24 protein-coding genes, 1 tRNA gene and 2 pseudogenes are annotated in these 24,515 nt (G+C 65.4%); 10 read left to right on the top strand and 17 right to left on the bottom strand.

Annotation, left to right across the window (positions count from 1 at the left end; translation table 11 throughout):
- Positions 1 to 25 precede the first annotated feature (25 nt).
- The 4 genes from WFK36_RS17335 (at position 26) to WFK36_RS17320 (ending at position 2,950) form a co-directional block, all read left to right on the top strand.
- Positions 26 to 685, top strand: coding sequence for a GNAT family N-acetyltransferase (locus tag WFK36_RS17335; protein ID WP_008378974.1), 660 nt, complete (start codon positions 26 to 28; stop codon positions 683 to 685).
- Positions 686 to 834: 149 nt separating this feature from the next.
- Entirely contained in the window at positions 835 to 2,022 is a 1,188-nt protein-coding gene (sepX, locus tag WFK36_RS17330) for a divisome protein SepX/GlpR (protein ID WP_336793182.1), read from the top strand.
- A gap of 59 nt (positions 2,023 to 2,081) precedes the next feature.
- Complete coding sequence (locus WFK36_RS17325) at positions 2,082 to 2,261, top strand: hypothetical protein (RefSeq protein ID WP_040519957.1); 180 nt, start codon at positions 2,082 to 2,084, stop codon at positions 2,259 to 2,261.
- The gene (locus WFK36_RS17320) at positions 2,261 to 2,950 is read left to right on the top strand and encodes a hypothetical protein (RefSeq protein ID WP_336793181.1); all 690 of its coding nucleotides are present in this window, start codon (positions 2,261 to 2,263) and stop codon (positions 2,948 to 2,950) included. Before WFK36_RS17325 ends, WFK36_RS17320 begins: the two co-directional genes overlap by 1 nt.
- Here the strand turns inward: WFK36_RS17320 and WFK36_RS17315 are convergent.
- The 3 genes from WFK36_RS17315 to WFK36_RS17305 are packed head-to-tail and all read right to left on the bottom strand — an operon-like array spanning position 2,944 to position 4,371.
- The gene (locus WFK36_RS17315; protein WP_157435967.1) at positions 2,944 to 3,081 is read right to left on the bottom strand and encodes a hypothetical protein; all 138 of its coding nucleotides are present in this window, start codon (positions 3,079 to 3,081) and stop codon (positions 2,944 to 2,946) included. The genes WFK36_RS17320 and WFK36_RS17315 overlap by 7 nt on opposite strands.
- 40 nt (positions 3,082 to 3,121) lie before the next feature.
- Positions 3,122 to 3,631 (bottom strand): CGNR zinc finger domain-containing protein, encoded by a 510-nt coding sequence (locus WFK36_RS17310; protein WP_336793179.1) that lies wholly within the window; start codon positions 3,629 to 3,631, stop codon positions 3,122 to 3,124.
- 56 nt (positions 3,632 to 3,687) lie between these two features.
- Complete coding sequence (locus WFK36_RS17305) at positions 3,688 to 4,371, bottom strand: TetR/AcrR family transcriptional regulator (protein ID WP_008378964.1); 684 nt, start codon at positions 4,369 to 4,371, stop codon at positions 3,688 to 3,690.
- A gap of 71 nt (positions 4,372 to 4,442) precedes the next feature.
- On the opposite strand from WFK36_RS17305, the gene WFK36_RS17300 reads away from it, so the two are divergent.
- Together WFK36_RS17300 and WFK36_RS17295 are read left to right on the top strand one after the other, a co-directional pair.
- Positions 4,443 to 5,966 (top strand): M28 family peptidase, encoded by a 1,524-nt coding sequence (locus tag WFK36_RS17300; protein WP_336793177.1) that lies wholly within the window; start codon positions 4,443 to 4,445, stop codon positions 5,964 to 5,966.
- On the top strand, positions 5,963 to 7,123 hold the full coding sequence (locus WFK36_RS17295) for a lipase family protein (protein WP_336793176.1): 1,161 nt from the start codon (positions 5,963 to 5,965) through the stop codon (positions 7,121 to 7,123). Before WFK36_RS17300 ends, WFK36_RS17295 begins: the two co-directional genes overlap by 4 nt.
- A 159-nt stretch (positions 7,124 to 7,282) precedes the next feature.
- Here WFK36_RS17295 and WFK36_RS17290 read toward each other — a convergent pair whose 3' ends face one another.
- The 5 genes and pseudogenes from WFK36_RS17290 to WFK36_RS17270 form a co-directional block, all read right to left on the bottom strand.
- The gene (locus WFK36_RS17290) at positions 7,283 to 7,738 is read right to left on the bottom strand and encodes a hypothetical protein (RefSeq protein WP_008378958.1); all 456 of its coding nucleotides are present in this window, start codon (positions 7,736 to 7,738) and stop codon (positions 7,283 to 7,285) included.
- 148 nt (positions 7,739 to 7,886) lie between these two features.
- Positions 7,887 to 8,014 (bottom strand): annotated as a pseudogene (locus WFK36_RS17285) (IS3 family transposase); the annotation flags it as partial.
- A 344-nt stretch (positions 8,015 to 8,358) separates the two neighbouring features.
- Complete coding sequence (locus WFK36_RS17280; RefSeq protein WP_336793174.1) at positions 8,359 to 8,934, bottom strand: hypothetical protein; 576 nt, start codon at positions 8,932 to 8,934, stop codon at positions 8,359 to 8,361.
- Positions 8,935 to 8,944: 10 nt separating this feature from the next.
- Positions 8,945 to 9,910, bottom strand: coding sequence for a hypothetical protein (locus WFK36_RS17275; protein WP_336793173.1), 966 nt, complete (start codon positions 9,908 to 9,910; stop codon positions 8,945 to 8,947).
- A gap of 18 nt (positions 9,911 to 9,928) precedes the next feature.
- Positions 9,929 to 10,624, bottom strand: coding sequence for an MspA family porin (locus WFK36_RS17270; protein WP_336793172.1), 696 nt, complete (start codon positions 10,622 to 10,624; stop codon positions 9,929 to 9,931).
- A gap of 313 nt (positions 10,625 to 10,937) precedes the next feature.
- Between WFK36_RS17270 and WFK36_RS17265 the strand changes: the two genes are divergently transcribed.
- Positions 10,938 to 11,090, top strand: coding sequence for a hypothetical protein (locus WFK36_RS17265; protein ID WP_336793170.1), 153 nt, complete (start codon positions 10,938 to 10,940; stop codon positions 11,088 to 11,090).
- Here the strand turns inward: WFK36_RS17265 and WFK36_RS17260 are convergent, their stop codons facing one another.
- The 7 genes and pseudogenes from WFK36_RS17260 to WFK36_RS17230 all read right to left on the bottom strand — a co-directional run bounded on the left by WFK36_RS17260 (position 11,091) and on the right by WFK36_RS17230 (position 18,210).
- A complete protein-coding gene (locus WFK36_RS17260) occupies positions 11,091 to 12,182 on the bottom strand; it encodes a tyrosine-type recombinase/integrase (RefSeq protein WP_336793168.1) in 1,092 nt (363 codons plus the stop codon). It abuts the gene before it with no gap.
- 123 nt (positions 12,183 to 12,305) lie between these two features.
- Positions 12,306 to 12,378: transfer RNA gene (locus tag WFK36_RS17255), tRNA-Ala, on the bottom strand.
- 469 nt (positions 12,379 to 12,847) lie between these two features.
- Positions 12,848 to 13,621: pseudogene (locus WFK36_RS17250) on the bottom strand (HNH endonuclease family protein); the annotation flags it as partial.
- A gap of 26 nt (positions 13,622 to 13,647) precedes the next feature.
- Positions 13,648 to 15,327, bottom strand: a complete 1,680-nt coding sequence (locus WFK36_RS17245) for an alpha/beta hydrolase (RefSeq protein ID WP_008380617.1) — start codon at positions 15,325 to 15,327, stop codon at positions 13,648 to 13,650.
- Positions 15,324 to 15,617 carry a hypothetical protein gene (locus tag WFK36_RS17240; protein ID WP_336683041.1) on the bottom strand — a complete coding sequence of 98 codons (294 nt, stop codon included), beginning with the start codon at positions 15,615 to 15,617 and terminating at the stop codon, positions 15,324 to 15,326. Before WFK36_RS17240 ends, WFK36_RS17245 begins: the two co-directional genes overlap by 4 nt.
- Before the next feature lie 120 nt (positions 15,618 to 15,737).
- Complete coding sequence (locus tag WFK36_RS17235; RefSeq protein WP_336793167.1) at positions 15,738 to 17,189, bottom strand: FAD-dependent oxidoreductase; 1,452 nt, start codon at positions 17,187 to 17,189, stop codon at positions 15,738 to 15,740.
- Positions 17,190 to 17,196: 7 nt separating this feature from the next.
- The gene (locus WFK36_RS17230) at positions 17,197 to 18,210 is read right to left on the bottom strand and encodes an AurF N-oxygenase family protein (RefSeq protein ID WP_008380622.1); all 1,014 of its coding nucleotides are present in this window, start codon (positions 18,208 to 18,210) and stop codon (positions 17,197 to 17,199) included.
- 180 nt (positions 18,211 to 18,390) lie between these two features.
- On the opposite strand from WFK36_RS17230, the gene WFK36_RS17225 reads away from it, so the two are divergent.
- Positions 18,391 to 20,127: a cation:proton antiporter gene (locus WFK36_RS17225; RefSeq protein WP_336793166.1), complete on the top strand. Its 1,737-nt coding sequence runs from the start codon at positions 18,391 to 18,393 to the stop codon at positions 20,125 to 20,127.
- Between the two features lie 92 nt (positions 20,128 to 20,219).
- Here WFK36_RS17225 and WFK36_RS17220 read toward each other — a convergent pair whose 3' ends face one another.
- A complete protein-coding gene (locus WFK36_RS17220) occupies positions 20,220 to 20,504 on the bottom strand; it encodes a hypothetical protein (RefSeq protein WP_336793165.1) in 285 nt (94 codons plus the stop codon).
- Positions 20,505 to 20,684: 180 nt separating this feature from the next.
- On the opposite strand from WFK36_RS17220, the gene WFK36_RS17215 reads away from it, so the two are divergent.
- Together WFK36_RS17215 and WFK36_RS17210 are read left to right on the top strand one after the other, a co-directional pair.
- Positions 20,685 to 21,551, top strand: a complete 867-nt coding sequence (locus WFK36_RS17215) for a universal stress protein (protein WP_336793164.1) — start codon at positions 20,685 to 20,687, stop codon at positions 21,549 to 21,551.
- Positions 21,548 to 22,828: an MFS transporter gene (locus tag WFK36_RS17210; RefSeq protein WP_336793163.1), complete on the top strand. Its 1,281-nt coding sequence runs from the start codon at positions 21,548 to 21,550 to the stop codon at positions 22,826 to 22,828. The genes WFK36_RS17215 and WFK36_RS17210 overlap by 4 nt, the downstream gene beginning before the upstream one ends.
- Here WFK36_RS17210 and WFK36_RS17205 read toward each other — a convergent pair.
- A complete protein-coding gene (locus WFK36_RS17205) occupies positions 22,764 to 24,311 on the bottom strand; it encodes a dolichyl-phosphate-mannose--protein mannosyltransferase (protein WP_336793481.1) in 1,548 nt (515 codons plus the stop codon). The two genes, WFK36_RS17210 and WFK36_RS17205, sit on opposite strands and share 65 nt — an antisense overlap.
- Positions 24,312 to 24,515 lie beyond the last annotated feature (204 nt).

Genomic DNA, 24,515 nt, shown 5'->3' with positions numbered 1-24,515 from the left:
AACCCGGACGAATAGACTCACAGACGTGTTCTCTTGGCTGGTCGACTCTGCGAAGCATCCCGGCTGGCCGTCAACGCTCGGGCCGGTGCGCCTGCACGCGGGTCTGCTGACCCTCCGGCCGGTGAGGATGCGCGACGGCAACACCTGGAGTCGACTCCGCATCAGCAATCAGAACGAACTCCTCCCATGGGAGCCGACCGGCGTCGGCCAGTGGGAGCGTCGCCATCAGGCATCCGCGTGGGCGCCCCTTCATTCCGTCCTCAAGAGCGAAGCGCGACGCGGAGTGATGCTTCCGTACGTCATCGAACTGGACGGTCGGTACGTCGGCCAGCTCACCGTCGGCAACATTCAACGGGGTGCGGTCCTGAGCGCGTGGATCGGCTACTGGGTGGATCGAGAACACACCGGACGCGGAATCGCGCAAGCGGCCGTCGCGCTCGGCGTCGACCACTGCTTCGGGCCGGTCGGACTGCATCGCCTCGACGCGACGGTCCAGCCGGACAACGTCGCATCGCAGGCGGTGCTGAAAGCGATCGGCTTCCGTGAAGAGGGTCTGCTGAAGCGGTACATGGACGTGAATTCACGTTGGCGCGACCACCTGCTGTTCGCGATGACGTCGGACGAGGTGGTCGGCAGTGCCGTCGACGGTCTCGTCCGATCGGGGCGCGCGCTGGGTCGAGTCTGACCTCACCGCACCCGTTGTGGCTGATGTGACTACTGTGAATCCAGTGATTTCACTGGTGTTGCGGCGCGCCGCCGGGACTGAAAGCCCAAGCGTCCCTAGGGTGTCCAGTGGAGACTCGTCACTCGACTCGAAGAAGGAGGTCGCCCGACATGCCTAACTCCTCCGTGCTGTGGGTGTTCCTGATCGTGGTCTGGCTGTTCGTGCTGGTGCCGATGGTGCTGCGCGGCAGGCCGGAGGCTCGCAAATCGACTGCTACGGCCGCGCAGACCCGTGTGGTGCACCGTGGCGGCAGTCGTGGGGCCGCCGCGCGTCGTCGCGCCACGCAGGCGCGATCGACTCGCGCCGAGGGCGCAGCGAAGCGCCTGGCCGAACGGAAAGCGGCCGCCGAAGCCGCGTCCGAGTCGACTGACGACGCCGTCGACGAGACCCTTGACGACCTCGTGACAGACGCCGACGCCGAAGTGCTGGACGCCGAGATCGTTGATGGCGAGACCGTTGACGACGCGACCGACGCGGAGGCCGACGTCGATTCCGACGTACTCGATGCCGAGATCGACGAGACGGGGACCGACGACGCGGCGGTCGACGAGACCGATCTCGACGAAGCCGCCGACGCGAAGCCCGTCACCCTGCGCGCCGAAGCCGAGAGTCCGCTCGAGGTGACCGACGTGTTCGAGCCGGTGGACGTCGACGTGGTCGACATCGACCGGGCCCAGGCTGCACGTGCCGACGTGGTGACACCGCACGACGAGGACGATGATCTCGACGACTCCGATGCCGCGTTCGACATCCTCGACGACGAGGAGGACGTCGAATCGGCGGAGGCGGAGGCCGACGACAACGATCATGTCGCTCCCACGCCGCGCGCGATGCGGGGCACCGGCGGCTACGGACCGGGACGAGCGCAGGACTATGACGAGGCCTCGTACCGCGAGCGGCGCCGAGTGCTGGCGACGTTGACCGTGCTGACGACCGCTGCCATCGTGTCGGCGTTCTTCATCCAGCCGCTCGGCTACGTCGCGGCGGGTGTGATGGTCGCAGTCTTCGCCATGTATCTCGTGTTCCTCCGTCGCGCTGTTCGGGCCGACCAGATCCGTCATGCGCAGCGCATGGCGCGGCAGCGTCGTCGGCGAGCCGAGGACGAGCGTGTAGAGCGTGTCCACGCCGAACCGGGTTACGTCGCGCCGCCTGCCCGCTTGCGTCGTCCCGGCGGGGCGATCGTCCTCGAGATCGACGACGGGGATCCGGCGTTCGAGCACCTCCCGACGTACGACTTCGCCTACCGCGAGGACTACGACACCGACTACGACGACGTCGCTCACCGCACTGCCGTCTGACCCTGCTCGACGGGCGCGTGACAAGCGCGCACACGGGCTCGGTGCTCTACGCTGGACGCATGGCTGAGGACACGCAGTGGTACTACCAGATCTCGACTGGCGCGGTCACCCAGGGCAAGGTCGGAGACGTCTTCGATCGCATGGGGCCGTACCCCGACGAGGCGTCGGCGCGTCGTGCGCTCGAGATCGCAGCGGCGCGTAACGCGGCTGCCGACGCACAGGACTCGGACGACGACTGATGGCGTTGACTGACGCCCGACTGGTTGCTGTTCTCGACCGGACGGTTGCGTCGATCGATCAGATCCTCGACGTCCTGGCGACCGCTGACGTCTTCGACTTGAAGCGGCGATCCTGCGTCCTCTCGGCCGTCGATTGGCCCGGCACCAGGGGCTGGAACGAGCTCTCTATGAACGAGCGCGCGGACTGGTGGGTCACTAGAGTCGGTGCGGTGACCACGACGGCGGTGGCGTTTCCCGGCATGTTCGGTGTCTGGGCTCGCTGGCTGCCGATCGGCGGGTATCTCGGCGTCGCAGGCCAAGCGTTGGTGCTGAGGGCGGTGTCGCGCGAGTACGGCGTCGACACGCGTGAGGCGGGCGTGGTGATGCTCGGTGAGATCCTCTTCAAGCGCGACCTCTCGCCGGTGGTCGCCGGGCTCGATGACGGGGGCGATCCGATCGTCGCCCCGGATGCGGACAGCGTGGTCGAGGTGACGGTCGGTATCGGCCGGACCCTCTACGATCTGTCATCGGCGTTGGGAGCGCGACCGGGGCCTCCCGCTGTGGCTCGTTGGGCATCGATGGTGCCGCTGATTGGCGGTCCGATCACGTACATCGGCGAGCGGATTGCTCTTCGGCACGCTGTTGACGCGGGCCGGAGATGGATCGTCGAGCATCCGACGACGGTGAAGGCGCCTGCGGTCGGTCACTGACCATCGGGAGCGAGGCTGTCGAAGCGACGTTCTACGACGCGGTACTGCCCCGACTCGTTCCGTTGATAGGCGATCCGACCTGTGCTGGTGGTGTGGCTGGAGACGGTGGTCCAGATGGTTTCCGTGGTCATGCCAACCACGATGATGAAATGAGTCAGATCAGATCAACCATTACACCTTCAGGCGTGCCCTGGATCGGTGGCGGCTGACGGCGTCGGTGTTGCCGCATCGTGCACTGCAGTATGTGCGCCTGCCGTTTCGGCTGGTGTCCACGAAGACCCGATCGCAGTCCGAGCGCGCGCAGGCGCCGAGTCGTCGTCCGCCTGCCTCGACGGTGAAGACGGCGAGTCCGCCGGAGGTCACGGCCATCACGCGGCTCACCACGTCGCTGTCGTCGGGCGCGAAATGCAGGTGGGGGCCGAAATGCCCGTGGGTGGTCAGGTACACCTGACCGGCGCCGTCGACGAGCAAGGCATTGATCGCGTCGCAGGTGGCGTCCTCGTCGACCGCTTCGAACACGGTACGCAGGCGCACGGCCCATCGTCGTAGTTCGGCGAGCCCGCCGTCGTCGAAGTCCGGCCGTCGGATCGTGTGTTCGGCGAAGACCGCTCCGACACTCTGGGCCGACCACCCTTCGCCGATGAGGTTGACCAAGTCCGCCGATAGCAGCGGACCGGTCATGTTGTCATGGTCGAAGCTCACTGGACCATTTCACCATGCCGCAGGGTCGACGGCGGTCAGCCTCGGCGCAGGCTGCGAGTGAGCCACGCGGACAGCGGCGGTTCGAGATGCCGGAGATCGGTGACGTCGGGGTCGTCGAGGGCGTCGGATGCGAGCTGGCGGAGCGCGTAGACCATCGCGAGGAACACGCTGGTCGGAAGATCCGGGTCGAGCGACGGATCGAGTTCGGCGAGGCGGCGATGCTCGTCTCGTAGAACGGTGGCGATGAACCCGAGTGCGTCGCGTCGTCGTCGACGGGATGCCGGCCCCGCGGCGTCGAATTCGAGTTGGAAGGTGCGGGCGACGACGAGGTCGAACTGGAGCGCTTCGAGGTACGACAGGATGACCGTCGGAACCTCGTGGCTCACGTCGGTCGCGCGGAGTCGTTCGGTCATCGTGCTGACGAGCACGGTGATGAACCGCTGGTAGGCGGCGTCCGCGCAATCGTCGAGATTGTCGAAGCACTCGTAGAAGGCGGTGCGCGACATGCTGCTGCGTGCGACCACGTCGCGGACCCCGACTGCGTGATACCCCCGGGCCGCCACCAACTCCGTGTACGCGATCATGAGCCGCTCGCGTTGGATGGTCTGCACTTCGTCTCGTGTCAGCCCGTGGGGGCCGCGGGGCAGCCGTTGGGGCGTGGTGAAGAAGGCCCCCTCGGTGATCCGCGGGATGTCGGGATTTTGTGGACTGGCACTCATCTGAAAGGCTCCGTGTATAAAGTAACGCTGCGTACTTTACTCGTTGGTCGTCATAGGGAAGGGGAACGTCGGTGTTCTCAAAGGTAGTCGGGCGGGGCAAGACTCTCGCCGCGATGGTCACCGTTGTCGCGGTGGTCGGAGGGGGAGTCCTCGCACCGGAGGCGTCGGCGTCGCCCACAGCGCCGCTCACCGCGACATCGATGATGTCGACGGTACGCGACCTCGTGGACATGGGGCCGCGTACAACGGGGTCGCCCGCGGGGCGTCGTGCGTCCGACTACGTCGCGCAGCGGTTTCGCGACGCAGGACTGACCGACGTGCATTTCGAGGAGGTCACGTCGTACGACTGGAAGCCCTCGAACGCAGGTCTGCGTGTCGGCGCCACTGCGGTCGACGCCTTCCCCGTATCGCACTCCTTCATTCCCGCCGACGCCGGACCGGGCGTTCGGTCGACCGGAGCGAACGGACTCACCGCACCGGTGGTCGACATCGGCCGCGGCAAGATCGACGGCCGAGACGTACGCGGCAAGATCGTGATGTTCGACCTCGCGTTCATGCTGCCGACCGCGGGACTGCTTCCGTTGGCCGAGTACATCAACGACCCGGACGGCACCACGTTCGACCCGGACGTCATGCTGAGCGCGAACCCGTACCTCACGTCCCTCGAGTCGACCATTCGTGCCGCCCAGAACGGTGGCGCCGTCGGCTTCGTCGGTGTCCTCAGCGACTACTTCAACTCGAACCGCTATCACAACGAGTACTACCGCAAACTGGCCATGCGGATCCCCGGCATGTGGGTCACGCGATCGGCGGGTGCACGGATGCGCGGTCTGCTCGCAAAGAACCGGAACCGAGCACGGATCGATCTGACCGTCACCCGCAGCGCCGTCACCGGTAGGACGGTCATCGGCATGCTGCCAGGCGCCACGAGGGACACGGTGATGGTGCAGTCGCACCACGACTCCGTGACAGCGGGTGCTGTCGAGGACGCCACCGGCACCGCCGAGGTGATCGCCCTCGCCGAACACTACGGCCGCCTCGCACGCACTCCGGGCAAGCGCCCGCGGCGCAAGAGCATGATGTTCGCGACGTTCGACACGCATTTCACCGGGTACCAGTCGCATCAGGCGTTCGTCGACAAGTACATCGTGCGTAAGCAGTCCAAGTGGAACATCGTCGCCAACACCACGATCGAGCATGTGGGGCGCCGCGCCAAGCGCGCGTCGAACGGGCGGCTCGTCACCACTGATCAGCCGGAGACCAAGGGGCTGTTCGAGAACGTCAACCTCGCGCTCAAGGCCGACCTCGCGTCGTCGTTGACGCGGAACAACGTGCGGTCGACGACGATGCTGAACGCCGCTCCTTTCCAGCTCATCCAGATGGGCATCCCGACCGATGCGTCGTTCCTGCTGGTCGCCGGGGTGCCGGTGGTGAGCTTCATCTCAGGCCCGCTGTACATGTACGACGACGCCGACACCATCGACAAGGTCGACGTCGGGCAGATGGCGCCCGTCGCGCGCTTCTTCCGCGACACCCTCGACCGTCTCGATCGCGAGCCGGGCGGTGCCATCGGATTGATTCCGGGTTCACGATGATCCGCGCAGCGGCGGGCGTGCTGACGGCGGCCCTTGTGGTGTCTCTTGTCGGGACCGGACCGGCGGATGCATCACCGGCCGTCCTCTCCACGAGAGTTGTGACCGATCCCGTCGTCGCGTTGCCTGCCGCTGCGTCGACCACTGTGATCCGATACCGATCGACATCGGTGCGAGGGCGTCCGACCACGATGTCGGCCACCCTCCTGCTGCCGCGCTCGAAGCCTCCGACAGCGGGGTGGCCGCTGGCGGTGTGGAGTCACATGACTGTCGGTGGCGCCGACAGATGTGCACCGTCGGTCGCGCGGCGGGGTGATCCGGAGCTGCCGCACATGACGTCGGGCGACCAGATCGTCGGAAGACTGCTGCGTGCAGGCTTCGCCGTGGTCAGGCCCGACTTCGAGGGCATCGGAAGCCCCGGTCCGCATCCGTATCTGATCGGGTCGTCGTTGGCCACATCGGTGATCGACGCTGCGGCGGCGGTTGTCGCATTCGATCGGCGGATCGGGCACGAGGTTGTTGTCGCAGGCCATTCCGAGGGAGCGGTGGCGTCCCTGTTCGCGGCGGCACAACCGGCGTCGCGGTGGGGGAGTCTGCGGCTCAAGGCGGTTGCTGCGGTGACCCCGCCGACTCAGATGGGGGCGATCGTCGACTCCGTTGCCCAGTCGCCGGTCGGCGGCGGTCTCATCGCCGACCTGACCGGGCTCGCTGCGCTGCTGGTGTCGGGGGCGTCGGCTGCCGACCCCGCTTTTGAGCAGTTGGCGCGCGACGGTGGGCTGAGTAGGCGTGCGCTCACGCTGATGCGCCACATCGACGACCGGTGTTACGGCGGACTGACGGCGGACGACTCGTTCGGCGGCATGGCGCCGTCGGCGATGCTCGGTCCGCGAGGTGCACGCCTGAAGTCTGAACTCGTCCGCATAGTCGAGGCCAACGACGTGGCAGGGCTGCGGCTTCCGGTTGGCCTGCCTGTCCGGATCGATGCAGGCTACGTCGACGGAGTAGCGCCGTACCCGCTTGTCGCGGGGCTGGTCGACACCTACCGCTCACGTGGATCGCAGGTCGCGTTCGTCGGCCATCCGGCAGGGCACACGCCCGTTCCGACCTCACAAGGGGCTGCGGAATCGATTGCGGCGTGGTTGGTTCGGCGCGGTCGATGACCTGGCGGACTCTGCCCGCCAAGGCATCGTGGGCCTTCTCGCGGATCTGGGGATAGTCGAACTCTCGACCTACGTGCGGGCGTTCTTTGAACTCCGCAAACACGCCGCGGCGGCAGACCATGCGACCGCTCAACTGGAAGGCGTCAGGTGATTGGAGCACTACTTCATTGAAACATTGGTGGCTGGCGGCTGCCCATTGCAAATGGGTGATTTCATTTGCTTGGCCTTCCAAGTTTCAAAGCTTGGTGACGTGATCTTATCATTAGTCTTTGTTCCGTCGACTGCGTACACATATGCCTGAACTGGCTCGCAAAAGAATACCGCTGCCACAATAAAGGAGTTGCTGACAGCTTCTTCGCCTAGCTCGGAGGATTTCTCGAGCACGATGTCTGTCACAGAGTTCGTGGAGAACGATGTTACTTTCACGCCGTGGTCGAATCCCCAGAAGTTGCGTTCGAGTTCACCGACGGACTTGCCTTCCAGAGATGAACCTTTGAGAACGTTCTGTGTTGATGGCGGCGGCGTGTCCGGAGGTGTTTGCTGTGTGTCGGAACACCCGCTGATTAGAGTGGCGCTGATGGTCAGTGCGGCGGATATAGATGAGATCTTTCTCACTTGGAAACTCCGTTTGTTTGGCGCAGGGCACGTTGACCCTGAGCAAGGACTGAACAGTCCTGGTCCGGTCGAAGATCTTGATTAGGCCACCTCGGGTGTCGAGGCGAGGTCCTGACGGTAATGCTTCTCGTGCTCGGTCGGCGAGGTGTACCCGATCGACGATCTCCGCAGTCGGCGGTCGACCTCCGCCGCTGCGAAAAACGCTGACGCCGTCCTCAAAATCTCGTTGGCTCTTCGCAATTCAGCATTCTCCCTCCGGAGAGCCTCCAGCTCCGCCGAGACATTCGAGCCCGATTCTGCATCGCCTGGGACGCCGGCTGCTTCCCAGCCGATGGGCCTCATCCTGGTCGACCGGTCGACGATGCCGGTGTTCCTGTCACTCGCCTCGTCGACATCGTGGATTGGTGTCGGTCTCTGGTTGGCCTGACCCCAGCACGACAACACCCCCCGGCTTCCGTATCACGCGGAAGTCGGGGGCTCTTGTCGTCACCGAAGCAGCCAGCGCCAACTGGAGATGCTCAGGTTCGAAACGATCGATGCAGGTCCCAAATTCCGGGCTCTACGATCATTTCAGCATCGGTCCCTATCGGGAAGGTGTTGACGAGACAATTGCTGGCCGCTCAGTTCTCTGAACCAGCTCCAAGGATCTTTCCCGCGGTATCCCACAGTTCATCCTGGTCGATTGACCCCCGCGGATACCCGATCTGGATGAATGCTCGATCTGAGTCGAGTGACCAGACTTCAGTTTCGTCGTCCTTACGAGTGGTGAATGCGAACTCGCCTAGCCTTTCGCGATCCCGTTCCGGCACTCGAGCCACAGTAAACATCGGTGCTCGATAGATCTCATTCTGATTGTTGAAGTCCGCAGCGGTGACTGGGCGCGTCCGCTGAACTGCCCGAATCCAGGCGGACTGTCCCGACAGCTCGCCAGCCCCGTGCATATTGACGCATATTAGAGTTGTCGAGTCTATGTCCTCTTCTTTGCACTGGCGAAGATATGGTGAGAGACGTTCGATGCCCGCAGGGACTACCGTCCTTACTTCTTCGTTTGTCCATGGAGTGCCTGAGCTTGCACGTACTGAGGACATCGATGCTCCATTCTCGGGTTTCTGGTGTTCGTCCGACGTTGACGAACAGGACGATGCAGCCACCGCGACGGTAGAAACTGTTGCGACTATTGCAAGACTACGTTTCATGATTATCATTCTAACCTTTGCAATGCGGAGCGCCGCTTGAGGGGAATGCGGTAATGATGTCGCCATTCCGGTCCGAGACGAGAACATTTGACCAGAACGAGTACCCCGTGAGCTCGCCAGTGCGCTTGTCGTAGAGGTGGATTCGACGCGAATAGCAAAGTGTCGCGCTGTGACCCTCCTTCTTTGGATCCTGCCTTTCGGTCACTTCGGGATTGAGGAGGGTCTCCCTGATGGACATATGCATCAAGTCCATCCACTTGTCCCCGGACATGTTCGCCATCGCCTCCCAGTCGCCCATGTGTCGACCCTTGATATGCTCGAATGAGTAGCCGCTGTTTCCGCAGCGCATGAATGCCCTGCCGCCGCCCTTGACTTCGTAGTCTTGTATCTCCTTTCTTTCGTCGGAAGAGCCGCATGCCGCGAAAGGCGGAAGCCCTGAGCTTGGGGCCCAATCCCTCGCCAGAATTCGGCCAGGAACCTGAAGGTCCTTCCTCTGACTAGTGCCGGTTCGGGTCGGTTTGGGATGTCCGGTCTGGGCTTCACCGATTGGCCTCTGGCCCAATCCCGGGTGCTCGATCTCGCGGCGCGTGGTGGGTGCGTTCAGCGCCGGTCTCGGACCGTCGCTTGGCGCAGTGGTTTCCGGCACCTCCGTCTTCGTAGACTCCTCCGGCGCGGTGGTCGTTGGCTGCACCGTGGGTGGTGGTCCGTCGTTGTTGCCGCCGCACTTGTATGGCACGGGTGGTTTAGGTGCATCGCTGGGTTTCTTTCCTGGGTGTGAGGCGGCCCAGGAGTTCTTCCATGCGTTGTTGTAGGCGGTGGTCTCGCGTTTGCAGCGCTCGGCTGGGGTTTCGGCGGAGGCCGGTGCGGGTGAGATCGCGAGCAGGACTGCTGCTGCGAGTGCAGTGAGCGCGATCAGCCCGGCTAGGAGTGTTCCCCAGTCGTGCCGCCGGCGGCTGCGGGGGTGAGTTGTTGTCACGGTGTGTCGTCTTCCGGGTCAGATGCGGCTGGTGGGGCCGTGGTCGTAGTAGACGTAGACGCCGGTGTCGGTGGTGACGCTGATTTTGGCGTAGGGGCGGACGCTGATGGGTCCGAGGGCGTTGGTGATGTTGAGTTCGATGCCGGACAGGACGATGTCGGCGGTCGGTTGGGTCAGTGCGATCTCGGCGAGGGTGACGGTGGTGATCTTGCCGGCGCCGACTTCGAATTCGAGGTCTGCAGACGGGATCACGGTCGCTTCAGCGCCGAGTTCAGCGCCGAGTTCGGCGCCGATCTCGCCGATGGAGCCTCCGCCGCCGCTGCCGGAGATGGTGACGTTGGGGGCGAGTTTGGCGTTGAGGCCGCCGGTCAGTTTCAGTTCGGGGGTGTGGGCGGTGACTTTCACGCCGTTCGGCGCGACGGAGACGGGGTACCCGATCTGGTAGCCCACCTCCACCGTGGCCCGAACGGTCTTGTCGTCGATGTTGCGGACGGCCGCGTGCACGTCCGAGGAGAGCAGTGCTTCGCCGGAGAACGGTGAGGAGTCCAGCGCGGGGATTTTCTTCGCACGGAGCTTGGATGCGGTGAGGGTGATGTCGACACCTTCACGCGTGTGATGTGTCCGGGCATCAGCGGGCCCGGCAAGCAAACTTGAGGCCAACGCGAATGTGGCGATGACGGCAAGGGCGAGTGGTGTCGCGATACGACGCAACATAGGTGACCCCCAAAGTCAGAACAGGCCAATCAGCCTGTGTAACAACCGCTCCCGAATCTGCGATACTCACTACAGATCCGGTGTGCGGTGGAAGCGTTGTGCTCCCGCAGGTGATTCCACGCCTCAGGCAACCCGCTGGCAAACTCCGGCCGGAAATGCTCGGCAAACGGCCAGTTCAGGCAGTGTTTCGATTTGTCCGGTCCGGACACGGACTGCGGTCCGTTTGGTTCATGGCGGTCTATTTCCGACATTCAGACGGGACGTTGTGTCGTAATGCGTAACGCGTGCGCCTGGCGGGGAATGCCGTCACCGCATGGCCACTGACCCTGACGACGACTGGACCTACACCCACGACGCGCTCGCCGAGACTGGACACGAGGACGACCCGAAAGCGTGGGCCGCGATCGAGCGCGTGCGGGCAGACCTCGCTGAGTACGGGCGACAGCTCGGGGTGCGGAAAGCCTGACTACCCGAGCACCTTGCCGATCGCCGCCGCCGCATCGTCGTAACTCGACCGGTCCAGATGCCCGTACACGTTCGACGTCGTCCCGATGTCCTCGTGGCCCAGGTGTCGCGACACCACCACTAGCGGCACGCCGGCACCGATCATCCAGGACGCACACGTGTGCCGCAGGTCGTGCACTCTCGGCGCCCGCGGCGCGAGCACCTTCCGTGCCTCCAGCCAGGCCCGGTTGTAGAACTCCTGCGTCGTCGCCGCCGTCCCCGCGGAGTTGCAGAAGAGGACCTCGTCGACAGTCGGGTCCGCGATACGCCGCTTCACAACCTCCACCGCCTGCGTCGGCAGGCTGATCGTCCTCACCGACCGCTTCGACTTCGGCGGCCCGATCGTCCGCTTCCGGCCCGTGTCGTGCTTCCATGCGCGCGTGATCCGGCACTCCGCACGGTCCAGATCAATGTCTTCGGCCCGCAATGCCGTCGCCTCCCCGAACCGCATGCCGGTCGACACCAGCCACAGAGCGAGGTCTGCCCACCGCTCCTGCGTGATCCGGCCGTGCACCTTGTCGAACTCGGCCCGCGACAGGAACACCATCTCCTGCCGCAGCGTCTTCGGCAGGCGTCGTCCCTCGCATGGGTTTCTGTCGATCTTCCCCTCGCGCACCGCCGCCTTCAGCACGCCGGACAGGAAAGCGTGCTTGTCCTGGATCGTCTTGCCGGACGACTCCGCAGCCTCTTGTCGCTGCACCCACCCGCCGATCGCGGCCTCGGTGACGGCGGCCAGGGGGAGGTCGCGTAGCTCAGGGAAGGCCTTCTCTGCGAACCGCTCGTATTTGTCGCGGGTCGCGCCCTGGAGACCCGTGCGGCCTGCGACGTGATCGTCCATCCACTGGCCGAGGGTGAGCGCCGGCGCGTCAGAGTCGACGATGTCGAGGATTGCGAGAGCTTCGCGGGGGCCATGGGCTTCGACGTTGCGCTTGAAGCGCATCGCGGATTGGAGGTCAACGAAGGTAAGGGAGCGTTGCTTGCCGTCCTGTCGCCACATCACGCGGTGAGTGGTCGCGCCGTCGGAGGTCCGGGTGCGAGTGGAGATCGACGCCAAGATGTTGCCTTCCCGGAGTGGGGGCAATACGCGCTGACCTGCGGGGCGTCCGGCGAGTGTTGCCTAGGGATGTTGCCCAAGCGTCATTCTCGCACACTTACCGCTGTGACCAGCGGTTATCGGTGGAGCTAGGGAGAATCGAACTCCCGACCTACTCGATGCGAACGAGTCGCGCTACCAACTGCGCCATAGCCCCGGGTGTCACCTGAGTGAACCGAAGCCCACTATAACAGTGACGTCGACGGCAGACGGCATCCAGGTTCCCTGGAGGAGGAGGCCTGGATGCCGTCGGCCGTCGAGGCGACGACTACTTGCCGAAGCCGAAGGTGAACGAGAGCGACAGCAGGTCGCCGCCGAAGATGGTGAGGTCGTTGAAGAACTGGGTCAGTGCCGGGAAGGTCACGATGATTCCTTTCGTGGGGGATGCGATCGTTTGTCGCACCGGAATCGTTACACGGAATGGCCCGTTCGGCACGCTTGCAAACGTGAATCACACCACGTGCCTTGTGTGGTGTGCATCTCTCTCGAATCCGACAGGTCTCTGACCTGCACTTAGGTTACCCTAAGTGGGTTCTCGGGTAGTGGATTCGCGATGACAGATCGAAGGATCGTGGCGATTTCAGGTCGGCCGCCGCGGACGAAATCTCAAGGGGCACTTGAGGTCAGCAGGATGCGAGGACTCGACGCATCGCGTCGCGTTCAGCGGATGTCACCCACAAGCGGTAGCGAGCTTTCACTTCGATCTGACGGGTGACGTACGTGCACCGGTAGGCCTTGTTCGGTGGCAACCAGCTCGCGGCGTCGGACGCGCTCTTCTTCTGATTCGTCGGCCCGTCGACGGCCTGGAGGTTCAGCGGGTCGTTGGCGAGATCGGTGCGCTCCTCCGAGGTGAGTTGCTGCGCGCCTTTCTGCCACGCGTCGGCGAGCGCGACCACATGATCGATCTGCACCTTCGATGACGTGCTCTGGCCGCGGGTGAAGGCGATGGTGGTTCGCGTGTACGGGTCGTTCAGGGTGCCGGTGAGCACCACGCAGTCTCGGGTGCGGGGTTTGAACGTGATGTCGGTCAGGTCGCGGCTCAGGATGTCGTTGCGGGTGTCGCAGCCATTGTGTCCGCCGTCGACGTTCACATCGTCCGACCACGACTGCCCGAACAGATCGCGGGCGTAGCCGGTCTTCGGCGCGCGGCCTTTCACCGGAAGAGAGTCGAGGGTCGCCAGAGCGCTCGACGTCGACGGCGCTGCCGGTGTGCTGCTCGTCGAGACGGGGGCTTCTGGGGAGTCCTCGGCGTATGTGGACTCCTGCGTTGTCGTCGATGTCCACTGAACGTCCGTGCGGTCCGCGGTCACGGGTGCGCACCCGGCAGTTCCGACGGTCACCGCGCCGAGCAGAACGACGGCGAGGGCACGGGTGACGGGGGAGAGCTCCATGCCGACCATTGTGCCGAGACCCTCTGACATTTCCGTCATCCGACCAGACGGAGAACACCGCCGATCGTGTCTTTGAGCCCGTCGACGACACCGTCGAACACCTCATCGGCGATGATGATCGGCGCGAGTTCAGGCCTCTCCAGGATGCGTGGCATGTCGGGGGCGCGTTCGACGTACGGGGCCGGCTCCTGTCCGGCGATCACTTTCGCAAGTGCGTTGAACGCATCCGAGTCGAAGTCGTTGAGATAGTCGGTGTGCGACGACGTTCCCTGGAGCAGACGGCGACCTCCGCTGTCGTCAGGGGACAGGTACCCGGAGTCGAGGCGGGTGACGCCCGGCGCGACATCCGGATCGCCGCCGTGCAGAGGTGCACCGAACTTCTGCGCGAGGTGGATCGGGTCGCCCGGCGGCGTGATCGAGTACCGCTTGACGTCCGATTCGGGGTTGCTCCATCCGCGGTCCGGGTCGACGCCGGTGCCTGCCGCCGAGGCGTACACCACGCGGTCGGCGCGCATGCCCAACTGCTCGGCCGTACCGACAATCGATCCGCCGTACGAGTGCCCGATGACAGTCGTCTTCGCATCGGGCGCGACGGCACCCAGCTCGGCGTCCAACGCTCGCGTGAACTCGACGAGCCTGGGGGCGTTCACTGCGGCAAGCGTGGGATCGACAGCCATTTCAATGGACTTCGTCGTCCTCGGATCGGCGACGATGTGCTGCGGGAAGGGGCCGTCGGCCCACACGATGACGGGTGCATTCGACTTCTCACTCAGCTTCAACGCCTTCTTCCGGAGCGAGTCGATGTCGTCGAGTCCTGTGCCGGTGCCGGGGACGAAGACGCCGACGTTGGTGGTCGTCGGAGTCAGCTCACCGACGATCTCGATGAACTCACCCGTGTCCGGGTCGAAAGCCAAGAAGGTCCGATCGTCGGCGAGCATCGACCTCAACCGGTCCGCACGATCGGCGTCGACATTGCCCGTCCACCCGCCGCCGAGCGCTTCGCGGAGCTCGGCTCGGATCGTCACCTCGTTCGCCACGGCGCGGTCGGCGAACGGAATCCCGTCCAGGTTGCCGATCACGGTGGACTTGTCCTTGATGATCTCGTTTCGTTCGGACTCGGAGAACGACGCCCATGCTCGACGACGCATCTCGGGATCGGTCATCGCAGAGAGCAGGCCTGCCGCACGTGCCGGCGTGACGACCGCTCCGGACGGCATGACGACGGCGTTCGGGTCGGACCCCGTCAGTTGGGCTGCGAACGAGTCGAGTGCGGCGCTGTGTGTTCGATCCAGGCGTGTGGCTTGCCCGAGCAGAGCCTGGATCTGCTCGGTGGCATCCAACGCGGCGGCACGATGCTCCGCGTCCGGATGTGTCACGGTCCCGTCGGCGGCCACCAGGTATCGGTCGGCGCGCAGCGTGTCCACGGCGCTGCGCAGTACAGTCTGGAGGTCGGCGAGCTCGGAGTGCGCGGTCCGCACGGATTCGGCCGCGTCGTCGACGGTGTGAGCGGTTCGGATGAGCGACGCGGTGACGGTGCCGATGCGGGTGCGCGCGGCGACTTCGGTGACGCCCTGCCACGCCCGATCTTTCAACGCGCTGCGCTCGCATGTGCGCCCGGTGTCGATGAGCCGGCCGGTGAGAGTGGTCAGTGACGATGCGGCCGCCGGCAGTCCACTCAAGTCCCAGCCGAGCACATCGTCGACAGCGACGGTCATCGTGGGCCGCCGCGAGACGCCGTGTCGAGGGCCGCTGCGGACGCGCGGTCGGACTCCTCGGTGAGCGCATCGAACCGCGCCAAGGCGTCGCCGAGAGCTGTCAGGCGGTGTGCATCGGCTGTTGTCGTCTTCGACGCCGCCGAACAGAACTCCGCACATGCGGCGACGAGGCGGCTGGTGCCCGATCCAGTGGGAGGCACCAGCCGTTCCTCTGACAGCGTTTCGCCACCGACGCGCCAATCGGCCGCGATCTGAGCGATCTGGCCGGGTGTGATCCCGAACTTCGACATGCCGTTCCCCGTCCCGAGCCCCGCGCCGGGTCTCTACTACTTAGACGCACGGGACGGCAGGAATGGTTCTGTCGAATTCCACAGCCTCTCGGAGTCGAGAGGAAGGTGTCGAGAAGAAGGTCAGGCGTGGACGCCTGCCTCGATGTCGGCGAGGAGATTGGCGACGGTCTCGCCGGAGTCGGTCTTGTTGGTGCCGATGAATCCGGACGGGCCACGTTTGATCCAGCCGGTCACATACACGCCCGGCGTGTCCACGACGCGACCGGCGACGTTGGCGACGGTGCCGGTCGCGTCGTCGAACGGGAGGCCGGGGACCGGGACACCGCGGTAGCCGATCGAGGTGAGGACCAGCCCGGCGTCCACCACAGTCTCGGTGTCGCTTCCGGTCTGCGTGAAGCGGACTCGCGTGGCCCGGGAATCGCCCTCGATCGCGACAGGCGTCTGTCCGAACGCGAGCCGGATGAACGGCTCCGAAGGCCTCTCGTTCTGCGAAAGCTCCTGCAGGAGGGACACCTTCGCGGCGATCGTCGGATCGTCGATGCCGTCGACGGATGCACCGTCGATGTCGGCCGGGTCGACCCACACACGTGCCTTGCCGTCGGCCAAGCCGATCAGCTCGGGCAGGGTGAACGCTGCGTGCTCGGGGCCACGTCGTGCTGCGACGACCACTTCCCTGACCTGCGACTTCCGCAGGACGGCGAGTGCCGCAGGCGAGATGTCGGTCGCCGCGAGATCCTCGACGTCCGCGGTCAGGATGCGGGCGACGTCGAGAGCCACGTTGCCGTTGCCGATCACCACGACATGCTCGGTCGACAGGTCGGGTACGGCGGAAGCGAAATCAGGATGACCGTTGTACCACCCGACCAGCGCAGTCGCGCTCTGAACGCCGGGCAGATCGGCGCCGGGCACGGGCAGCGGCTTGTCGGTCGGCGCTCCGCCAGCCCACAACACCGCGTGGTGCTTGGACCGCAGTTCGTCGAGCGTCACATCGCGTCCCACTTCGGTGTTCAGCAGGATCGTGATGTTCGGATGGCGAGCGACCTCGTCGAAGAGGTCCATCACCAGACGAGTCGACTTGTGGTCGGGTGCGACGCCGAACCGGGACAGGCCGAACGGCAGATTCAGTCGCTCGTACACGGTGACACGCACACGCGGCTGTTTGAGCAGTTCATCGGCGGCGTACATCGCCGACGGCCCGGATCCGACGATCGCGACGTCGACGACGGCGGGTCCGCCGCGAAGAGCCTTCGGCTTCTCGATCGGTGCGAGCGGCAGGCGCCAGTCCTGCTGAACCGGGAAACGGACCGAATCCTGCTGCGTGTAGCCGTAGTGCGCGGCGTTCACGTCGACGAATCGGGCGGCCTTCTCCTCAAGACGATGGCCGGGGACGATCGCGCCGACCGGGCATGCGGACACGCATGCGCCGCAGTCGACGCATGTCGACGGATCGATGTACAGCATCTCGGCGATGCCGAAATCCGGCTCGTCGGGAGTGGGATGGATGCAGTTGACTGGGCATGCGTAGACGCACGAAGCGTCGCCGCAGCACGCCTGGGTTACAACGTGGGGCACCGGCGGGTCAGCTCGCGTTGTAGGCGGGTTCGCTGCGGAATCGCGACTCGCGGCCGTCGATCTTCATCGCGCGCCACACCTGGCGGGAGACCGGGTTCATCAGGCCGCACTGCTCTGACAGCATGCGGACGTCGCCGAAGACGCCGGAGAGGAACACGCGCGACTTCTCGGACTCCCAGAAGATGTCCTTCATCACCTCGCGCGGGACGTTGAACTCCTTGCGGAACTCGCTCGGCGGGATGACGATCGCGTCGCACAAGATGCGCATGACGATCGGCATGAACACCGACAGTGCGAACTTGGTGAGGCGGCCCTTGCCGGGGATGGTCGCACGCAGGTGATTGTGCGCGAACGAGATGTGACGCGCTTCTTCGGCGACGTGCAGTTCCATGACCGCCGACATCGCGGGGTGCATGTTCGACTTCGGGCTGCGCAGGAAGTCCTTCTGGATGTGGTCGATGGGCTCTTCGCCCGCGAGCACGCCGAAGTAGAAGATCGTCGGTGTGATCGTCGAGAACAGCGGGATGATCGGCGAGATCGCGCGCAGCCAGGTGCGCATGCCCGGAGTCTTCATGCCGATGCGGTTCACCAGCTCCTGGAACATGAGGGTGTGGTTGCACTCCTCCTTGGCCTCATGAGTGGTGTAGCGGAATCGCTTGTCGCCGTTGGGGAGACGGTCCGCGTACTGCATCAGACCGCGGATGAGGATCGACTCGAACTGGAGGCCGACCTTCGCGACGTTCGCCTGGCGCCACATGCCGATGCGGATCTGCTCAGACTCGGGGAGGGCCTGGTACCACGGGTGGCGGCCGATCGGGTCGACCTCGTAGTTGAGGATCCACCGCGGATCGTTCTCGAAGATCTCGAGCTCGGGTGAGTCCCACGCGATGTCGAGGTAAGGGTCGAAGTTTCGGTGCACCGACGCCGACGACAGGTCGTCGAGGACCTGCTCGTAGTTCAGTTCGGCTGCCTGCTTGGCCGGCGGCTGGTACGCGGTGGGCCGGGGCTGCGTCGACGTCATTGTCGTGTCCTCTCGCTGTCTCGACGGGATGTCCGTCGTAGCAACTTCTCACTGACTACCGTGACACTCTTCATTGATCTTGTCAATGGGCAATGGCACGATCCCCGGCGATGAATGATTGGTGACCCGCGTCACCTGGAGGTGGAGGAACGGCACCGCCTGATGCGGGAGGATATGCGTATGGAAGCAGTGCTGATAGTCGTTCTCTGCGTGCTTGCGATCGCGGCCGCGAACCAGCTCGCGCCGCGTCTGCGGCTGGCCGCCCCGCTGTTGCTTGTGCTGGCGGGAGTTGTCGTCAGCTACCTTCCGAACGTTCCCGAGATCGACGTCGACCCCGAGATCATCCTGATCGGCGTGCTGCCTCCGCTCCTGTACGCGGCCGCCGTCGCGATGCCGACGATGGAGTTCAAGCGGGACCTCCGAGCCATCAGCGGTCTTGCCGTGGTGCTGGTTGTGATCAGCTCACTCGGGCTCGGGCTCGTGTTCATGTGGATCCTGCCCGACGCGGACTTCGCGACCGGCGTCGCGCTCGGCGCCATCCTCAGTCCGACCGATGCCGTCGCGACGACGACGGTCAAACGTGTCGGCGCACCCAACCGGCTCATCACGGTGTTGTCGGGGGAGAGCCTGTTCAACGACGCCAGTGCTCTTGTGCTGCTGCGGGCGGCGATCGCCGCGATGGCGGCCAGCGTCTCGCTGTGGGGTGTCGCAGTGTCGTTCCTGTGGGCCGTGGTCGCGGCGGTCGGTGTCGGCGCGGCAGTCGGGTGGATCGTCGTTCGCGTTCGCGCGATGATCTCGAACACCGCTGTCGCGACCGCCGTCTCGTTCGTCACGCCGTACCTGGCATACGTTCCGGCCGAGCTCCTCGAAGGCTCGGGTCTTGTCGCTGCGGTGGCAGCCGGACTGGTGACCGGTCGTGTCGGCGTCCGACGGCTGACCGCCGCCCATCGCCTGTCCGACGTTCAGAACTGGCGGATGATCGAGCTGCTGCTTGAAGGCGGTGTGTTCCTGTTGATGGGGCTGGAGCTCAAAGCGCTGGTCTCCGAGGTGAGCGAATCGAACGAATCGGTGTGGCATGCGGCCTGGCCCGCGGCGCTCGCGTTTGTCCTCCTCATCGTGTTCCGGTTCATCGTCGTGATGCCGCTCGTCGCGTGGATCGAGCGTCGAGCGCAACGAGTGATCTCCCATGAGGACAAACTGGCCCGGATTCAGGAGACGTTGGCGGGTCCCGACTTGCCGGAGCGTTTCACCGAGCGGCGCACCGAGATGGTGCGCACTCGCATCGACCGCCGGCTCGCCGACATCGCCTACTACCGTGCGGAGTCGATCGGCGCTCGGGAGGGATTCGTCCTGGTGTGGGCGGGCATGCGGGGAGTCGTCACGCTTGCCGCCGCCCAGACGCTGCCGACCGACACGCCATACCGAGCCATGCTCGTCCTCCTGGCGTTCTTCGTCGCAGTCGGATCACTGGTGATTCAGGGGACCACGCTCGGGGCGTTCGTCCGGTGGATGAAGCTCCCCGATCACGGCGCTCAGGTGGAGTCGGAACGAAGGGAGCTCGGCCGGGAGATGGCGGCGTTGACGGCGCAAGTGATGTCCGACCCGAAGGTCGGCGGCGCCGATCCCGAGATCGCGCTGCGGATCAGGACGCTTCGTGAGCTGGAGGCCACGGCAAGCGATGCCGACCTCGGTGAAGACGCCGACACAGCGCCCGACGTCCTTGATCGCCGGATCGCCACAGCCGACCGAATGCGTGTGATCCGCCGCCACGTCATCGATGAACAACGACGGCATCTCCTTGACCTGAGCCAGCGTGCCGCCTACAGCTCCGAAGTCCTCACCGCTGTCCTCGACAAGCTCGACGCCGAAGAGATCAGCCTCGACGCGCAGACGCCGGCTGTCGACGACCGTCCTTGAACGAAAATTGCAGAATGCCAGAAATATCACGCCCTGGCCGCGGGTGAACGCGGGCAGGGCGTGACTTCTGCGGCTAGGCGTGCGGACAGGCGTCAGGAGACGAGGGCGGGAACCGCGCCGAAGACCCAGACGACGGTGGTGGCGAGGAGGAGGATCGACGCGCCCTGCCAGATCTGCCATCCGCTGTTCGCACGCCACGCGAGAAGCGTCCGACCCATGGCGGCGACGGCGCCGAGCCCGACGGCGACCGGGCCGGCGATGATGAATGCGGTGTGGACGCCTCCGCTCGTGTTGAGCGCTATGACAAGCAACACGAAGCCGATCGCGTACGTCGCGCAGACGTGCAGGGCCGCGCTCTTGCGCTGGTCAGTGCTCACCGGGGGTTCCGCCTTTCAAGGCTCTGGAGAATATGCGGCTTTCGCCTCCATCGTACCGAGGGACGTTCGGCCCACCGGTGTCGATGCATTTCGAGAGTGATTGGGACAGAATGAAAGTGAGGCGCAAGACGAGGACCGAACTGCGGTCCCCGAGCCGGTCCGTGAAGGAGTGCATGAGCGATGAGCTTGATTCTGGTCGGTGTGGACGGATCCGAGGCGTCGACGGACGCGGTGAAGTGGGCGGCCCGGACCGCACAGGCCGAACACTTGCCGCTGAAGATCGTCGCGGCGTACACATCCACCACCAGCGACTACGCGCCCGGACTCGTGATCCCGCAGGACGTGATCGACGCGATCCGCAGTGAAGCGACCAAGGCTGTCCAGTCGGCCGCCGACACCGCCCGCGACGAGGTCCCCGGCATCGAGCTGAGCGGATCGATCGTCGAAGGCGACGCGGCACGCGTGATGCTCGAGCTCGGCGCACAGGCACAGACCATCGTCCTCGGGACGCGTGGGCTCGGCAGTGTGAAGGGTCTGTTCCTCGGATCCGTCAGCACCAACGTCGCGGCGCATGCGAAGGGCCGAGTCGTCATCGTTCCCCACGGCGCCCTCGGCGGCGACGGGCCGGTTGTGGTCGGCGTCGACGACTCCGCCATCAGTGATCCCGCTGTCGCCGAGGCCTACCGTCAGGCCGATCTGCGGTCTCGTCCGCTCGTCGCCGTCCACACATGGACGCCGCTCGACGCGGACGCGCTGCACGGGTTCGGGCTCGACGAGACCGAGATCGATGAGATGTCGAAGCAGGCAGTCGAGGCAGTCGCAGAGCGGATGGCGGGCTACTCGCAGGACTACCCGGACGTCGACGTGCAGCGTGTCGTGATCCCCGAGGAGCCTGCGAAGGCGATTCTCGACGCAGCAGGCGACTCGGCGTCGCTCATCGTGATGGGAAGCCGCGGGCGCGGCGGATTCACCGGACTGCTCCTCGGGTCACGTAGCCAGAAGGTTCTGCACCACGCCAAAGTGCCGGTGATGATCGTCCGTAAGTGACCTCTCGACCCCTCGACGCGCAAGGCGGCAGCGCAGGGTTGCCTCGTGGACTGTGGGTGTTGTTGGCGGCGAACGTCGTCATCGCACTCGGTTTTGGACTGATCGCTCCTGCGCTGCCGATCTTCGCAAGTGAGTTCGGCGTCGGGGTGACTGCCGCGACGGCAGTCGTCTCGGCGTTCGCGGTGATGAGGTTGGCGTTCGCGCCGACCACCGGGCGGCTGGTCACCAGACTCGGCGAACGCCGCATCTACCTGACCGGACTGCTGATCGTCGCGTTGTCGACGTTGGCATGCGCATTCGCGCAGGACTACTGGCAGCTCCTGGCCTTCCGCGCGGCCGGTGGCATCGGGTCCACGATGTTCTCCGTGTCCGCGATGGCCCTGCTCATCCGACTGGCGCCGCCGGAGATGCGCGGACGTTCGTCGGGATACTTCTCGGCGGGCTTCCTCATCGGCAGTCTCGCTGGGCCGCTGATCGGCGCCGCGCTCGTCGACTTCGGGCTGCGTCTGCCGTTCATCGTCTATGCGATCGCACTGCTCATCGCCGCGGCCGTGGTCGCGGCGAACATGCCCGCGGCACCGCTTGCGGCGAGTTCGGCCGATACGGACAGCACCAAGGCTCCCGCCGCGGGATTCCTCGAGGCGCTTCGGTGGCCCGAGTACCGTGCGATCCTGGCGTCGAACTTCGCGCAGGGCTGGGCGTCGATGGGCGTGCGCATAGCGGTGGTCCCACTGTTCGTCGGTCAAGGTCTCGGAAGATCTGCAGGCTGGGCGGGCGTGGTGCTCGCGTGTTATGCGGCAGGCAACATCATCGCGATCCTGGCGTCCGGGCGGCTCTCCGACAAGTTCGGCCGACGGCCGGTGATGATCCCGGGATTGATGATCGCGGCGGCGTCGACCGCGGTACTCGGCTTCTCGCCGAACATCGGCACGCTCCTGGTGCTGACGGCGATCGGCGGGATCGGGTCGGGGCTGTTCGCGCCGACTCATCAGGCGGCACTCGGCGATCTCCTCGCCGACCGTCAGCGCGGGGGATCGGCGCTCGCCGCGTACGGGATGTCGTCCGACTTCGGTGCGGTGAGCGGGCCGTTGATCGCGGGTGTGATCGCGGACCGGTGGGGCTACGGACCCGCGTTTGTGGTTACCGGCGGAGTGGTCGCCATCGCGCTGCTGCTCTGGCTCGTCGCCGGAGATCCCGCACGCCGATCCGGCACTACGACCAACTCGGAAGCCACATCTGTCGACCCCACTCCACATCCGAGATCGGAGCTCCAGTGAGGATCGGCCACAGCCAGACGAAGTTGGCGATCACCAGCGCCGCATAGAAGGCGACGACGAGCACCGAGATCGTCTGGCGGTCCGATCGTCGTCGTTGCGCTCCGGCCGACAGGATGTCGCCGCAGACCAGCGCCAGGCCCATCACGAGGAACGGCGCCATCGGGGTGGCGTAGAAGAAGTACATCTGACGGTCGAGCTGGGTGAACCACGGCAGGATCGCGGCGCCGTACGCGACCAGGACTGCGGCGTATCGCCAGTCGCGACGCGATGCGATGCGCCACAGCGCCCATGCGATCATCGGGAACGCCAGCCACCACAGTGCCGGAGTGCCGATCAACATCTGACCGCGGACACAGTCCGAACCGCCGCACTGGTCGGGGCCGTAGTCGATGGCGTACAGCATCGGACGGAGACTCATCGGCCACGTCCACGGCTTCGACTCCCACGGGTGATGATTGCCCGCCGAATTCGTGAGACCCGAATGGAACTCCAGTATCCCCGACTCGTAGTACCAGAGCGACCGAAGCGCCGCGGGCACCCACGAGAAGGCTCCCCCGGTTCCGACTTCGGTGCCCACCACGTAGCGGTACACCGACGTCTCCGACGAGAACCACGCGGCGAACGTGCCGAGGTAGATCGCCACGGGCATCGCGGCGAGAGAGAATCCGGACGGGACGACGTCGCGTCGAAGGACACCCATCCACGGTCGTTGGACGTGGTACGCGCGGCGCGCGGCGACGTCGAAGGCGAGGGACAGCAGGGTGAAGAACACCACGAAGTAGAGGCCCGACCATTTGGTGCCGCACGCCAGACCGAGCATGACGCCCGCGGTGAACCGGTACCAACGGAAGCCCAGACGCGGCCCGAACGGCGAGTCGTCGATGCGTCCCTCGACGAACACCTGGTGCAGGCGGGCCCGCATCTGATCGCGGTCGGAGATCAGTGCTGCGAACGCCAACACCACGAACAGCACCTGGAAGATGTCGAGCATGCCCATCCGCGACTGGACGAACAGCACGCCGTCGCAGATGGCGAACAGCGCGGCCAGTGCGCCTACCAGCGTCGACCGCGCCATCCGTCGCGCTGTCAGGTACACGGCGAGCACAATGATCACGCCCGACACCGCCGACATGAAACGCCAGCCCATCGGCCCGTACCCGAACAGGGCTTCGCCGAACGCGAGCATCCACTTGCCGACCGGCGGATGCACGACCAGCCCGTAGGCCGGATTGTCCTCGATCCAATTGCCGCCGGTCAGGAGCTGCCAGCCCTGCGGGACGTAGTGCTTCTCGTCGAAGACGGGCGTGCCGTCGTCGGTCGGGTGAGTGAGGTCCCAGAACCTGGTGACCACCGCGAGCAACGTGACGACGACGCCGACGATGAGTCCCCGTCGGCGGTCGACGGCGCCGAACACCGGGTCGGGGATCACCGGCCCGGGCCGGGAGCCGAGATCCTCGGTCTGCGGTCGCGGCGCGTACCGCACGCGGTCGTCAGTCGGGGCGTCAGGGGTCACCCGACCAACTGTAGTGCCACCCTCGCCACGGCGGCTCCACCGTCGACCGCGATTGCCCCATGATGTCGGAGGTGAGCGGACAATCACGGGTCCTGTGCCAGAAACAAGGCGCGTTGTTGATATTTGCGGGGTGTGGTGACTACCGTCACGGTTGAGTCGATCGACCGATCGTCC

Source organism: Gordonia malaquae (assembly GCF_037148075.1).
GTDB lineage: Bacteria > Actinomycetota > Actinomycetes > Mycobacteriales > Mycobacteriaceae > Gordonia > Gordonia malaquae.
Note: the sequence above shows the minus strand (reverse complement) of the source record. Positions and strands in the feature narration are given on the sequence as shown.

Excerpts from the sequence above, each read along its gene's own strand:
- sepX (WP_336793182.1), top strand. The coding sequence starts at position 835 with ATGCCTAACTCCTCCGTGCTGTGGGTGTTCCTGATCGTGGTCTGGCTG.
- WFK36_RS17325 (WP_040519957.1), top strand. The coding sequence starts at position 2,082 with ATGGCTGAGGACACGCAGTGGTACTACCAGATCTCGACTGGCGCGGTC.
- WFK36_RS17320 (WP_336793181.1), top strand. The coding sequence starts at position 2,261 with ATGGCGTTGACTGACGCCCGACTGGTTGCTGTTCTCGACCGGACGGTT.
- WFK36_RS17315 (WP_157435967.1), bottom strand. The coding sequence starts at position 3,081 with ATGACCACGGAAACCATCTGGACCACCGTCTCCAGCCACACCACCAGC.
- WFK36_RS17310 (WP_336793179.1), bottom strand. The coding sequence starts at position 3,631 with ATGACCGGTCCGCTGCTATCGGCGGACTTGGTCAACCTCATCGGCGAA.
- WFK36_RS17305 (WP_008378964.1), bottom strand. The coding sequence starts at position 4,371 with ATGAGTGCCAGTCCACAAAATCCCGACATCCCGCGGATCACCGAGGGG.
- WFK36_RS17295 (WP_336793176.1), top strand. The coding sequence starts at position 5,963 with ATGATCCGCGCAGCGGCGGGCGTGCTGACGGCGGCCCTTGTGGTGTCT.
- WFK36_RS17280 (WP_336793174.1), bottom strand. The coding sequence starts at position 8,934 with ATGAAACGTAGTCTTGCAATAGTCGCAACAGTTTCTACCGTCGCGGTG.
- WFK36_RS17270 (WP_336793172.1), bottom strand. The coding sequence starts at position 10,624 with ATGTTGCGTCGTATCGCGACACCACTCGCCCTTGCCGTCATCGCCACA.
- WFK36_RS17265 (WP_336793170.1), top strand. The coding sequence starts at position 10,938 with ATGGCCACTGACCCTGACGACGACTGGACCTACACCCACGACGCGCTC.
- WFK36_RS17245 (WP_008380617.1), bottom strand. The coding sequence starts at position 15,327 with ATGACCGTCGCTGTCGACGATGTGCTCGGCTGGGACTTGAGTGGACTG.
- WFK36_RS17240 (WP_336683041.1), bottom strand. The coding sequence starts at position 15,617 with ATGTCGAAGTTCGGGATCACACCCGGCCAGATCGCTCAGATCGCGGCC.
- WFK36_RS17230 (WP_008380622.1), bottom strand. The coding sequence starts at position 18,210 with ATGACGTCGACGCAGCCCCGGCCCACCGCGTACCAGCCGCCGGCCAAG.
- WFK36_RS17225 (WP_336793166.1), top strand. The coding sequence starts at position 18,391 with ATGGAAGCAGTGCTGATAGTCGTTCTCTGCGTGCTTGCGATCGCGGCC.
- WFK36_RS17215 (WP_336793164.1), top strand. The coding sequence starts at position 20,685 with ATGAGCTTGATTCTGGTCGGTGTGGACGGATCCGAGGCGTCGACGGAC.